The 13,035-nt window shown below is 38.2% G+C and carries 11 protein-coding genes; 7 read left to right on the top strand and 4 right to left on the bottom strand.

What is annotated here, in order from left to right:
* Positions 1 to 32 precede the first annotated feature (32 nt).
* The 4 genes from ffh to glyA all read right to left on the bottom strand — a co-directional run bounded on the left by ffh (position 33) and on the right by glyA (position 4,910).
* The gene (gene ffh, locus ACF3OC_RS02690) at positions 33 to 1,376 is read right to left on the bottom strand and encodes a signal recognition particle protein (protein WP_094255458.1); all 1,344 of its coding nucleotides are present in this window, start codon (positions 1,374 to 1,376) and stop codon (positions 33 to 35) included.
* Between the two features lie 245 nt (positions 1,377 to 1,621).
* Complete coding sequence (locus ACF3OC_RS02685; protein WP_094255459.1) at positions 1,622 to 2,305, bottom strand: zinc metallopeptidase; 684 nt, start codon at positions 2,303 to 2,305, stop codon at positions 1,622 to 1,624.
* A gap of 505 nt (positions 2,306 to 2,810) precedes the next feature.
* On the bottom strand, positions 2,811 to 3,401 hold the full coding sequence (locus ACF3OC_RS02680; RefSeq protein WP_094255460.1) for an RNA polymerase sigma factor: 591 nt from the start codon (positions 3,399 to 3,401) through the stop codon (positions 2,811 to 2,813).
* Between the two features lie 237 nt (positions 3,402 to 3,638).
* Positions 3,639 to 4,910: a serine hydroxymethyltransferase gene (gene glyA / locus ACF3OC_RS02675; protein WP_094255461.1), complete on the bottom strand. Its 1,272-nt coding sequence runs from the start codon at positions 4,908 to 4,910 to the stop codon at positions 3,639 to 3,641.
* 300 nt (positions 4,911 to 5,210) lie between these two features.
* Here glyA and ACF3OC_RS02670 point away from each other — a divergent pair, with 300 nt between their 5' ends.
* The 7 genes from ACF3OC_RS02670 (at position 5,211) to ACF3OC_RS02640 (ending at position 13,026) form a co-directional block, all read left to right on the top strand.
* Positions 5,211 to 5,564, top strand: coding sequence for an iron-sulfur cluster assembly accessory protein (locus tag ACF3OC_RS02670; protein WP_094255462.1), 354 nt, complete (start codon positions 5,211 to 5,213; stop codon positions 5,562 to 5,564).
* 485 nt (positions 5,565 to 6,049) lie between these two features.
* Positions 6,050 to 9,463, top strand: a complete 3,414-nt coding sequence (gene ileS / locus ACF3OC_RS02665) for an isoleucine--tRNA ligase (protein WP_094280216.1) — start codon at positions 6,050 to 6,052, stop codon at positions 9,461 to 9,463.
* A gap of 3 nt (positions 9,464 to 9,466) precedes the next feature.
* Positions 9,467 to 9,850, top strand: a complete 384-nt coding sequence (locus ACF3OC_RS02660; RefSeq protein ID WP_094255464.1) for a TraR/DksA C4-type zinc finger protein — start codon at positions 9,467 to 9,469, stop codon at positions 9,848 to 9,850.
* 57 nt (positions 9,851 to 9,907) lie between these two features.
* Entirely contained in the window at positions 9,908 to 10,558 is a 651-nt protein-coding gene (locus ACF3OC_RS02655) for a lipoprotein signal peptidase (RefSeq protein ID WP_094255465.1), read from the top strand.
* 67 nt (positions 10,559 to 10,625) lie between these two features.
* Complete coding sequence (locus ACF3OC_RS02650; RefSeq protein WP_094280217.1) at positions 10,626 to 11,576, top strand: M20/M25/M40 family metallo-hydrolase; 951 nt, start codon at positions 10,626 to 10,628, stop codon at positions 11,574 to 11,576.
* Positions 11,564 to 12,496, top strand: coding sequence for an SDR family oxidoreductase (locus tag ACF3OC_RS02645; protein WP_094280218.1), 933 nt, complete (start codon positions 11,564 to 11,566; stop codon positions 12,494 to 12,496). The genes ACF3OC_RS02650 and ACF3OC_RS02645 overlap by 13 nt, the downstream gene beginning before the upstream one ends.
* A 2-nt stretch (positions 12,497 to 12,498) precedes the next feature.
* Positions 12,499 to 13,026, top strand: coding sequence for an acyl-CoA thioesterase (locus ACF3OC_RS02640; protein ID WP_094255468.1), 528 nt, complete (start codon positions 12,499 to 12,501; stop codon positions 13,024 to 13,026).
* Positions 13,027 to 13,035: the final 9 nt, after the last annotated feature.

Raw genomic sequence — 13,035 nt, 5'->3', positions numbered from 1 at the left:
CTACAACCCCTTCATTATCCTTGTTCTATTTACTAAAATGGCTTTCCTGGCATTTTTGGCATATTACGCATCATCTTCGCTGCCATACCTGGATTTGACATTTGTTTCATTACCTTACGCATATCAGAGAACTGCTTCATCAGTTTATTTACCTCATCAAGGCTAGTTCCTGATCCATTAGCAATACGATTTCTTCTTTTTGTATCGATAGCATCTGGATTCTCACGTTCAAATGGAGTCATCGAATCAATAATCGCTTCAATAGGTTTAAACGCATTATCATCAATCTCTACATCCTTAATAGCTTTTCCAACTCCCGGAATCATCCCCATCAAATCTTTCATGTTACCCATTTTCTTGATTTGCTGGATTTGTGATTTAAAGTCGTTGAAATCAAATTTATTCTTACGGATTTTCTTCTGAAGTTCCGCTGCTTGTTTTTCGTCGAATTGTTGTTGAGCACGCTCTACTAAGGATACAACGTCACCCATACCCAAAATACGGGATGCCATACGATCAGGGTGGAACACATCCAATGCTTCCATCTTCTCGCCTGTACCAATAAATTTAATCGGTTTGTTGACCACAGATTTAATGGAAAGTGCAGCACCTCCACGAGTATCACCATCTAATTTGGTTAATACAACCCCTGTAAAGTCTAAACGGTCATTAAAAGCTTTTGCTGTATTCACCGCATCTTGACCTGTCATGGAATCCACCACAAATAAGATCTCATGTGGTTGCGTAGCATCTTTTACTGCTGTGATCTCTTTCATCAAAGCCTCATCGATTGCCAAACGACCCGCGGTATCAATAATTACCACATTTTGACCATTGCGTTTTGCTTCTTCCACACCGGCAACAGCGATTCCAATAGGATCTGTAGATTCACGATCCACATAAACCGGAACTCCAACTTGTTGTCCTAAAACTTCCAATTGGTCAATGGCAGCAGGACGGTAAACGTCACCTGCAACCAATAAAGGTTTTTTACCCTTTGAAGCTTTTAGAAAGTTTGCCAATTTCCCAGAGAAGGTCGTTTTACCCGCACCGTTCAAACCAGCAATCAAAATAACAGTAGGGTTTTTTGTGATTTCAAGCTCAGTAACTGTTCCACCCATCAACTCTGTAAGCTCATCGTTCATGATCTTAGTCAGCAACTGACCTGGCGAAATACTGGTCAATACATTCTCACCTAATGCTTTTTGTTTTACATCATCGGTAAACGTTTTGGCAGTCTTGTAATTCACATCGGCATCCAATAATGCCTTGCGAATTTCTTTCATGGTTTCCGCAACGTTGATTTCCGTAATATTCCCTTGCCCCTTTAATACCTTAAAGGCCCTGTCTAATTTATCCTGTAGATTTGAAAACATCTTTTAACTTTCTAAAAATCAATACTTTGTTCCATCCCCAGCTTAGCACTGAGAACTTTAGGTATAAACCTGATTTGACTTAATCCTACAAATATAGCTTTTTGCTTTTTTAATTTAAGATTTTACGGCTAATATCCCTGAATTTTCAGCGGATAAATAGACGATAAAAAAGCGATTGCATAATTTCCAATAAATAAAAGCCCCGATTTTTCAATCGGGGCTTAGCGTTTTTTTTAAGCTATTCCTTAATCACGTCTTCCAAAAAGAATGGAAGCATAATATAATAAGGTTACTAAGGAAGCAAGAGCCGCAACTACATAAGTCATAGCTGCCCATTTCAAAGCATCTTTAGCACCATCATGTTCTTCCGTACTATGCGTTACATTGGAGGCATTCATCCAAGCAAGTGCGCGGTTAGACGCATCAAACTCTACAGGTAAGGTGATAAAACTAAATATAGTCGTTAATGCCAATGCAGCAACCCCAATGGCTAAAACCCAAGGGATCTGTTGCCAAACCATCACAACAATACCAATCATCAATACCCATGTTGTCAACTTAGATGCAACACTCACGATCGGCACCATAGCCGAACGGAATTGCAACCAAGAATAAGCGGTCGCATGTTGCACGGCGTGTCCACATTCGTGCGCCGCTACTGCCGCAGCTGCAACAGAACGTCCGTGATATACATCCGGGCTCAAGTTCACCGTTTTATTTGCAGGATTATAGTGGTCCGTCAATTGTCCTTCTACGGAAATAATCTGAACATCATTGATCCCGTTCTCATTGAGCATCTTCTGCGCAATTTCAGCTCCTGATAGCCCTGATGACAGTGGCATCTCCGAGTATTTCTTAAACTTATTTCTGAAAGTAAACTGAACTATCCAGCTCACTAGCATGATTCCGATAAAAATTATCCAATACATATCTTCAATATCTTAATTTTCTATTTTCAATAGTTATAACAAAACTAATTCCAAATGCGATTTCCCTACAAAGAAAGAAAAAAATCCCGCTAAAACAAGTCGAAATGTACATAAATTGGACAAATTGACAGAGGATTTACCTAAATAATAACAATTATCATTTCGGGGAAATAAACTACCTATCCATTTTATTCATCAAAATGAACCTTAAATATCCCTTAGTTTTCAAACCTATATTTATTCAAATAAGAAATGACAATTGGACAAGCTCATTCTTTCCCCTGACTTGTGCCGGATATTCGCCGGACCTCCTTCGAAAAAATTCGAACAAGATCCGGCAAAGATCCGGAGAAAGTCCGGCGGAGGTCCGGTAAAAACCAAAATTTAAACCCTATAAAACTAGAAGTAGTATCGAATTCCAACCTATAGTTAAGCTCAAAAAAAAGAGGCCTGCAATGCTGTTGCAGACCTCTTTAAATTATTAATCTTAATCCTATGTTTATTTCTATCCTAATTGAAACATCATATTATTTTCTTCGATCATTTTGCGCAGATTACTCAATGCATATCGCATTCTTCCCAGGGCGGTATTGATACTGACTTCGGTGATATCGGCGATATCCTTAAAGCTCATGTCACAGAATAATCGCATGATCAACACTTCTTTCTGATCATCCGGCAATAACTGGATGATTTTCTTTAAATCTACATCCCTTTGATCTTTGACCATTTTCATTTCAACGCTATCATCCGAGAATTGAAGGACTTCAAAAATATCGAATCCATCATTGTTGATTACATTTGGTGCTCTTTTCTCTTTTCTAAAGTGGTCAATTACCATATTATGGGCAATACGCATTACCCAAGGCAAAAACTTACCTTCATCATTATAACGACCAGCTTTTAGGGTATTGATAACTTTGATAAAAGTCTCTTGAAAAATATCCTCAGCAAGGTATTGATCCTTTACCTGATGATATATAGAAGTATAGATTTTCGTTTTATAACGCTCTAATAGTACTTGCAAGGCTCTTTCTTCGCCTTTAACATACGCTTGTACCAGTTCCTGGTCACTTTTCTTATTCAATAGTTTCATAATTATGCCTCCACAAATGATGTAAGAGTTTTCTATGTCTTTGTAATATTTTAGTTTAAGCGTAGTTGTGTTTCGATAAGCGATTTGTTTAATGTTGTAGAATCAAAGAGAATTAAAATTTCCGATTATTCAAAAAAAGGTTTAGAATTTTAACATTTCTTCACATTAAAAACTAATAACAAAAATGGCTCCAAATTTAACGTTTGGAGCCATTTGAAAGTTATTTTTACTCAATTATTATTTATATAAAGGAAATTGAGCCATCATTTCTTTTACTTTTCCGTGGATACGGTCAAGGGCAGCATTATCTGAACGGTTGTTCAATGCTTCATCGATCAATTCACCGATTTGAATGATTTCATTTTCTTTGATACCACGAGTTGTGATTGCAGCTGTTCCGAAACGAACACCTGAAGTAACAAACGGAGAACGTGAATCGAAAGGCACCATGTTCTTATTCGTAGTAATACCTGCTAAGCCTAATACAGCTTCTGCATCTTTACCTGAAATATCTTTATTTCGTAGGTCTACCAACATTAAGTGGTTGTCAGTACCGCCAGAAATGATTTTATAGTCTTTTTCAACGAAGAACTGCGCAAGAGCTGCAGCATTCGCTTTCACTTGTTTGATATACGTTAAATAGTCATCAGAAAGAGCCTCACCGTAAGCGATCGCTTTAGCCGCAATAGTATGTTCCAAAGGACCACCTTGCGTACCTGGGAATACAGCTAAGTCTAATAATTGAGTGATTGTACGAGTTTCACCTTTAGGAGTTTTGATACCCCAAGGGTTTTCGAAATCCTTACCGACCATGATCATACCACCACGAGGACCACGAAGGGTTTTATGCGTAGTAGTTGTTACGATATGACAGTGAGGAATTGGATCATTTAATAAACCGCGAGCAATTAATCCAGCAGGGTGAGAAACGTCAGCGACAACAAGTGCTCCGATTTCATCAGCTACTTTACGGATACGAGCATAATCCCAATCACGAGAATAAGCAGAAGCACCACAAATAATTACTTTAGGTTTTTCTTGACGAGCAGTTTCTTCTAACTTTTCGTAGTCGATTAATCCAGTATCTTCTTTAACACCATAGAACAAAGGTTGGTAAAGTTTTCCGGAGAAGTTTGCTGGCGAACCATGCGTTAAGTGACCACCATGGCTAAGATCGAATCCTAAGATTTTATCACCAGGTTTCAAGATTGCTAAGAACACAGCAGCATTTGCTTGTGCACCTGAGTGAGGTTGAACGTTCACCCATTCAGCACCGAATAATTCTTTAGCACGGTCAATTGCGATTGTTTCAATTTTATCTACAACCTCACAACCTCCGTAGTAACGTTTTCCTGGAAGTCCTTCGGCATATTTGTTTGTCAAAACAGAACCAGCAGCTTCCATAACCTGCTTGCTCACAAAGTTTTCTGAAGCGATAAGCTCAATACCTTCTTCTTGGCGTTTTAGCTCTTCAGCAATTAGATTAAAAATGGATTGATCTCTTTCCATATTGCTATTTTTTATTGGGGGATATTAAAATTTCAAATTTGTTGCAAATATAGATAATTACAAAGAAATGGGCTTATAATTACCTAAATTTCTCGATTGAATTTTAAGAATTGTCATTTTGATAAGAATTATCAGAAATTAGGCTGACCCAAATGCCTTCATCATTCTTAACGGGAATCTTGGTTCATTCGTATAGGGAGGCTGTTCCGAGTGTTTATAGATTGTCAAAATCAGGTTTGACATAGACAAATAACCTGAAAAAGATGTATTTTTGCAGAAGTAAATTCAGAGGAAAAAAATATGGCTTCAGAAAATATGACAGCTGTAGCTCCGGTAACTTTTACCGAAGGTGCACTAAGCGAACTAAATAAACTAATCGAGCAACAAGAAATCAGTGCTGATTTCGGGCTTCGTATTGGTGTTGAAGGTGGGGGTTGTTCTGGAATGAGCTACATTTTAGGATTCGACCAACAAAAAGATGGCGATACCGAGTACAATATCCAAGGTATCCGTGTTTTTATGAACAAAGCCCACGGATTATATTTGGCAGGAATGGAAATCGATTTCAGAAACGGTTTGGATGCTCGTGGATTTACATTTAATAATCCTAACGCATCAAGCACATGTGGCTGTGGAAGCAGCTTCTCTGCATAAAACTATTGCCGTTAAAAGGTTTCGTCTTTATAATTGACAATTATTGAAACAATATCGCTAGAGAGAATACCCAAATCTGTTGTTTAATTTTAGACTCCTACGCAAAACAAACTATTGAAATTGTCGAAATTTGGCGAAGCCTTTTTTAATCTAGTATTTAGTAGTTAGTATTTAGTAGTTAGACCTCTTTCTCCTAAAAAGAGTTTATAGCTAGATTACAATTCTTACTAGGTTTTTAGACTCAGTTTTAGGAATAAACATATTCACACCTTCCTATTTTTCTTGATTTATTTTTATAAATCTTGAGAAATTATCCATAACCCATTTTATTAGCGTTTAGATTTTTTGGAGATTTTTTGGGACTGCATATTGGCCTATTGAAATGCTGATGTGGAATGTCTAATAGGAATTACGCTATACAAGGCAGGAACTAACAAAATTTTCATTAAATTAGCGACCTTTAAAAAACAGAATTAGAGTACGTGATGTATAAGGAATATAAGCAGTTAAATCTATCAGAAATAGGCAAAGAAGTATTAAAACGTTGGGAGTCCGACGACATCTTTGCGAAGAGTATATCCAATCGACCAGCCAGCAAACCCTATACTTTTTATGAGGGTCCGCCTTCCGCGAATGGGATGCCAGGTATTCACCATGTTATGGCGAGAACCATCAAGGATATTTTCTGTCGCTATAAAACCCTAAAAGGCTACCAAGTTAAACGTAAAGGTGGATGGGATACCCATGGCTTACCTATTGAACTTGCTGTTGAAAAGACTTTAGGAATCACGAAAGAAGATATTGGCAAGAAAATTTCTGTTAAAGATTATAATGATGCCTGCCGTAAGGAAGTCATGAAATACACAGATGTATGGAATGACCTAACCCAAAAAATGGGCTATTGGGTTGATCTTGAACATCCTTATATCACGTATCAAAACGAATACATCGAAACTTTATGGTTCTTATTAAAAGACCTTTACAAAAAAGGACTCCTTTATAAGGGCTATACCATCCAACCGTATTCTCCAGCTGCTGGAACTGGCTTAAGTTCTCATGAATTAAACCAACCAGGAACTTATAAAGACGTTAAGGACACAACAATCGTTGCGGAATTCCGTCTTGATAAACAACAAATCCATCCTATGATGGAAAGGTTAGTAGAAAATCCGGATGAGGATGTTGCCTTTCTGGCATGGACCACTACCCCTTGGACTCTACCAGGAAATAGTGCATTAACAGTTGGAAAGAATATCGACTATGTTAAGGTAAAAACCTTTAATCAATATACTGGAACTCCGGTTTCTGTCATCTTAGCTAAGAATTTAATTTCAAAGCATTTTAAAGCTGATGGACAACAGGTATCCTTCCAAGACTATAAATTTGGCGACAAGGTTATTCCTTGGGAAATCGTTGAAGAATTCAAGGGAGCAGAAATCGAAGGTCTTCGTTATCATCAATTGATGCCGTATGTGACCTCGGAGGAATTGAGAGAAAAAGCATTCCGAGTAATCCTTGGAGACTTTGTAACCACAGAAGATGGTACAGGTATCGTGCATACCTCGCCTACTTATGGTGCAGATGACTTTAGAGTAGCTCGTGAGAATGGTATTCCATCGATCATGGTTCTTGATGAGAATGGCAAGGAAGTTCCTACCGTAGACAAAACAGGTAAATTTGTTAAGGAAATCACTGATTTCGCAGGTCGTTTTGTAAAGGAGGAATATTACTCCAATGAAGAACGTGCTGACAAAGATTTCCGCCCTACTGATGTTTTGATTGCAATCAAGCTGAAAGAAGAGAACAAAGCATTTGACGTTAAGAAATACGAGCACACCTATCCACACTGTTGGCGTACTGACAAACCAGTCTTATATTATCCATTGGATAGCTGGTTTATCAAGACCACTTCAGTGAAGGATGAAATGGTGGCATTAAATAAAACCATCAACTGGAAACCAGAGGCTACAGGCACAGGCCGTTTTGGCAACTGGCTAGAAAACTTGGTGGATTGGAATTTATCCCGTTCAAGATATTGGGGTACTCCCCTACCGATCTGGAGAAGTGAGGACGAAAACGAAGAGATTTGTATTGGTTCCATGCCAGAATTGAAATCCTATTTGGAAGCTTCCTTAAATTCAGATGTTTTAACAGCAGATGAGAAAGCTACCAACAAATCCTATTTAGATAAATTTGGCACTGAGGAATTAGACCTACACAGACCTTATGTAGATGATATCATCTTGGTTTCTGATGGGGGTCAGAAATTATTCCGTGAGCCGGATTTAATTGACGTATGGTTTGATTCAGGAGCCATGCCTTATGCACAATGGGGTTTGGATTACGATAAATTAGAAAGTGGCGATCCACTACCATTCAAGGATGAGTATTTTTCAGCATTCCCTGCAGATTTTATTGCTGAGGGGGTTGACCAAACCAGAGGTTGGTTCTTCACCTTGCATGCGATATCTACCATGGTGCGCGGATCGATAGCCTTCAAGAATGTAGTATCGAATGGATTGGTATTGGACAAAAATGGTAACAAAATGTCCAAGCGTTTAGGAAATGGAGTTGATCCATTTGCTACAATCGACCAATATTCAGCAGATGCTACGCGTTGGTACATGATCAGCAATGCAGCACCTTGGGATAACTTGAAATTCAATATTGAAGGATTGGATGAAGTTCGTCGGAAGTTTTTCGGAACTTTATACAATACTTATGCATTCTTTGCTTTATATGCGAATATCGACAAGTTCAATTACGCTGAACCAGAAATTCCATTAAAACATCGTCCAGAGATTGACCGTTGGATTATTTCCCTATTAAATAGCTTAAGCAAAGAGGTAGATGGATATTATGGAGATTATGAACCTACCAAGGCTGCGCGTGCGATTCAGAACTTTGTAGATGAACATTTGAGCAACTGGTATGTTCGTTTATGTCGTCGTCGTTTCTGGAAAGGTGAATACTCACAAGATAAGATATCAGCATACCAAACTTTATATACCTGTTTGGATACGATTTCAAAATTAATTGCTCCAATTTCCCCATTTTTTGCGGATCAATTATATCTGGATTTAAATGCTGCTACTGGCAAGGAGAAGTTTGAGTCCGTTCATTTAGCCGATTATCCAGTTTACCATGAAGAATTGGTAGATAAAGAATTAGAAGAGCGTATGGGCTTGGCTCAGGATATTTCATCATTGACCTTATCCTTACGTAAAAAGACAGGAATCAATGTAAGACAGCCATTGAGCAAAATATTGGTGCCTGTACTGGACAGTTCTTTCCAAGAAAAGGTTGAGAAAGTAAAAGATTTGATACTTTCGGAGACAAATATCAAGGATATTGAATTTATTACTGACACCACTGGAATCATTAAAAAGAAGATCAAGCCCAACTTCAAAGTACTTGGTGCTAAGGTAGGTAAGGATATGAAAATGGTAGCTGCGGCTATTCAATCGATGAATGCTGATGAAATCCAAACTTTAGAAAACAATGGTTCAATTGCGTTAACTGGCACGAAATATGTAATTAGCAGCGAAGATGTAGACATCATAGCAGAAGATGTAGAAGGATGGCAGGTTGCAAATTTAGGACGATTGACGGTAGCCTTAGATGTTCATATTTCTGCTGAGTTAAAGGATGAAGGGATGGCGAGAGAGTTGATTAATCGGATCCAGAACCTTAGGAAAGAGAAGGGATTTGAAGTTACCGACCGCATAAATGTAACCTTAAGTCAAAATACTGAAATTCAACAAGCTGTAGATAATAATTTCTCGTATATTTGTACGGAAATTTTGGCCGACAGTTTACGTTTCGATAGTGCGCTGGCAAATGGAGATGCTATCGAGATTGACGGAGAGAATTTATTGCTATCAATAGAAAAAATTTAAAGTATGGGAAACACAGAGAAAACACGGTACAGTGATGCTGAATTACAGGAATTTAAAGCAATAATTCTTGAGAAGGTACGTATTGCTAGAGAAGAATTAACGTCATTAACGACTTCATTAAGCAATAGCAATGCAAATGGAACTGACGATACAGCAGGTACTTACAAGACATTAGAAGACGGTTCAGCGACTTTGGAGAAAGAGCAAATCAACCAATTAGCAGCGCGTCAAAAGAAATTTATTGACAATCTTGAAGCGGCATTAGTTCGTATCGAGAACAAAACTTACGGGATCTGTAGAGAGACCGGAAAGTTAATTCAGAAAGAAAGATTGAAAGCAGTCCCTCATACCACGTTGAGTATTGAGGCGAAAAACAAACAATATTAAGCAAAAGATTAAATAAATGGTCTTTGTTATCAAAAGCAAAGACCATTTTTGTATGCTATGAAAGGATATACCAAGCCCGTACTACTAATACTTATTATTTTACTTGTAGACCAGATTTCTAAATTTTGGGTTAAAATGAACATGACTATCGGCCAAGACTTCAAAGTTCTTGGGGATAAGGTTTTGATTCACTTCATTGAAAATCCAGGCATGGCCTATGGTATGGAATTCGGCGGTGAATATGGCAAGCTATTTCTGAGTGTCTTCCGTATTATTGCGGTCATGGGTATTGGATACGGTCTTCACTATATGGTCAAGAATAAATATAACCGTGGTTTTATCCTGAATGTGGCATTAATCTTTGCTGGAGCACTGGGCAATATCATTGATAGTGCATTTTATGGTTTAATATTTAGTGAAAGTACACCGTTCTCCAAGGCTGTACTATTCCCAGAGGCTGGCGGCTATGCCACTTTCCTACATGGAAAAGTGGTCGACATGCTTTATTTCCCGCTCTTAAGCGGTACTTTCCCAACTTGGTTTCCTATCTGGGGTGGCGAAGACTTCTTGTTCTTCCGTCCAGTTTTTAACATTGCTGACTCTGCAATCTCAGTGGGTGTATTCTTAATCCTGATTTTCCAAAAAAGATATTTCAAGGAAGAACATGAGGAGAAATCACATGCCAATAGCGAAATCATCGAAGACTAACATTTCGATTAAACAAAGTTAACCAAGCTAATTATTTCCCTTTTTAGCTTTATCCGTATATTTGGACATGAAAAATTTCCGAGTACTCTTTTCTGTTGCCATCATGTTGGCATTTTTTGCAGCACCAATATGGGCAACTGCGCAAATCAATCCCAAGAATTTAGAAAAACATATTAAGTATTTATCTGCTGATAGAATGAAAGGGAGAGAAACCGGAATGAAAGGTTCTTCCAAGGCGGCAGATTATGTGGAGAAATATTTCAAAAAATATAAGTTAAGCCCCAAGGGTGAAAAAGGTTATCGTCAAAACTTTATTGCTACGGTAAAAAGAGTCAAGGTTGATAATCCGGAGCGTAAATCGGATAATATTATTGGTTTCCTAGATAATTCAGCGGATTACACCATTGTGATTGGTGCACATTATGATCATTTAGGAACGGGTCATATCGGCGGTTCCCGCGATTCATTAGGAGTTGGAAAAATTCATAATGGAGCCGATGACAATGCCTCTGGCGTAGCTGGTCTTTTGGAATTGGCAAGACATTATGCTACAAATAATATCAAAGAACCTTTTAACATGTTGTTCATAGGATTTGGAGCAGAGGAATTAGGATTATTAGGTTCAAAGCATTTCACGGAGAACCCTACTATTCCATTAAATTCTATCCAATGGATGTTAAACATGGATATGATTGGAAGATACAATCCAGATAATGGTTTGGCGGTTATCGGATATGGAACTAGCTCTGCTTTTCCAAAAATATTCGAGGGAATTACCAGTACGATCAAGTTCAATAAGAGCAAAGACGGCAATGGTGGTTCAGACCAAACCTCTTTCTATAAAAAGAATATCCCCGTATTATTCTTCCATACCGGTGGACATGATGATTATCATAAGCCCACTGACGATGCAGACAAGATAGATTACAAAGCCATGGAAGCTATTTTGAAATTAGAAATTGATGTCTTGGACAATTCAATGAAACAACCTAAAATGGACTTCCAATGGACAAACTAGGTTCAAAATCAACACGGGTATTACTCACAGGTTCTAATGGCTTCTTAGGTCAGAAATTGACAGATTTCATTATTCAAAAGACCGATTATAGTTTATGTTGTACTTCGAATTCAGGGAACAGAAATCCTTTACAGGAGGGTTATGAATTTGTTCAGTTGGACTTATTGGATACAGATAGATTGTTGGAGCTGATAGCAAAGTTTAAACCGACCCATATCGTTCATACAGCTGCTATGACTAGCGTAGAGGCCTGTGAACAAGATGTGGAGACTTGTCAAAAATTAAATGTAGAAGTCGTTGCAACACTTGCCCAACAATGTTTGAAAGACGACATCCACTTTACTTTCTTATCTACTGATTTTGTATTTGACGGACAGTCGGGGCCTTATGATGAAACGGCGGCTACCAAACCATGCAATGCCTATGGACAGAGCAAATTGGACGCTGAGGCAGCAATTCTAGAATCTGGTTGTCGTGCAGCGATATTAAGAACCATTTTGGTTTACGGAATTATTGCAGACCGCAACAGGTCCAATTTAGTACTTTGGGCAAAATCCAAGCTAGAGAATCAGGAAGCTATAAAAGTAGTTTCAGATCAATGGCGAATGCCAACGTGGGTTGATGATTTGGCAGAGACCTGTATTTTATGTATTGAAAGAAATGCCGAAGGCATCTTCCATATTTCCAGCGACAAAATGTATAGCATTTTGGAAGCTGTAGAAGCGGTTGCTGACTTTTGGGGCTTTGACAAGAGCTTAATTAGCCCGATAAAAGCTGAGGAAATAGGTCAATCTAAAAACCGTCCTCAGAAAACTGGGTTTATCTTGAATAAAGCCATTCAGGAATTGGGTTATCAGCCAACCTCCTTTTTGGACTCATTAAAATTTATTGAACAACAATATTCATACTATAGATCATAATCATGCAAGAGAAATACGCAAGGGAATCCTATACGGAGATGAACGAATTAGTTCTTCCCAATGATACCAACACCTTTGGAAACTTAATGGGTGGTAGGTTATTATACTGGATGGATATTTGCGCTGCGATGGCAGCACAGAAGCATTGTAATAATCAGGTTGTGACGGTTTCAGTAGACAATGTTTCCTTCAAACGCTCCATCAAATTAGGGGAAGTTGTAACGATCGAAGCGCAGGTTACCCGTGCATTCAACACTTCAGTTGAGGTGAGAATGGAAATCTTCGCTCAAAACCTTCCTTTAGGCACCAAGGTGAAGTCCAATGAGGCTTACTATACCTTTGTATCCATTGATGAGAATGATCGCCCTAAGGCTATCCCAAAATTGATTCCGGAATCAGACAAGGAAAAGACCTTATTTGCTGAAGCGATGCGAAGAAGAGAATTACGCTTGTTATTAGCTGGGAAATTAAAACCAGAAAATGCAACGGAAATAAAGAATTTGGTCAATTTATTTGAACATAAAGTCTAACAGAAATAT

It is taken from the genome of Sphingobacterium cellulitidis, from assembly GCF_043187465.1.
Lineage (GTDB): Bacteria > Bacteroidota > Bacteroidia > Sphingobacteriales > Sphingobacteriaceae > Sphingobacterium > Sphingobacterium cellulitidis.
Note: the sequence above shows the minus strand (reverse complement) of the source record. Positions and strands in the feature narration are given on the sequence as shown.

Excerpts from the sequence above, each read along its gene's own strand:
- ffh (WP_094255458.1), bottom strand. The coding sequence starts at position 1,376 with ATGTTTTCAAATCTACAGGATAAATTAGACAGGGCCTTTAAGGTATTA.
- ACF3OC_RS02685 (WP_094255459.1), bottom strand. The coding sequence starts at position 2,305 with ATGTATTGGATAATTTTTATCGGAATCATGCTAGTGAGCTGGATAGTT.
- ACF3OC_RS02680 (WP_094255460.1), bottom strand. The coding sequence starts at position 3,401 with ATGAAACTATTGAATAAGAAAAGTGACCAGGAACTGGTACAAGCGTAT.
- glyA (WP_094255461.1), bottom strand. The coding sequence starts at position 4,910 with ATGGAAAGAGATCAATCCATTTTTAATCTAATTGCTGAAGAGCTAAAA.
- ACF3OC_RS02670 (WP_094255462.1), top strand. The coding sequence starts at position 5,211 with ATGGCTTCAGAAAATATGACAGCTGTAGCTCCGGTAACTTTTACCGAA.
- ileS (WP_094280216.1), top strand. The coding sequence starts at position 6,050 with ATGTATAAGGAATATAAGCAGTTAAATCTATCAGAAATAGGCAAAGAA.
- ACF3OC_RS02660 (WP_094255464.1), top strand. The coding sequence starts at position 9,467 with ATGGGAAACACAGAGAAAACACGGTACAGTGATGCTGAATTACAGGAA.
- ACF3OC_RS02655 (WP_094255465.1), top strand. The coding sequence starts at position 9,908 with ATGAAAGGATATACCAAGCCCGTACTACTAATACTTATTATTTTACTT.
- ACF3OC_RS02650 (WP_094280217.1), top strand. The coding sequence starts at position 10,626 with ATGAAAAATTTCCGAGTACTCTTTTCTGTTGCCATCATGTTGGCATTT.
- ACF3OC_RS02645 (WP_094280218.1), top strand. The coding sequence starts at position 11,564 with ATGGACAAACTAGGTTCAAAATCAACACGGGTATTACTCACAGGTTCT.
- ACF3OC_RS02640 (WP_094255468.1), top strand. The coding sequence starts at position 12,499 with ATGCAAGAGAAATACGCAAGGGAATCCTATACGGAGATGAACGAATTA.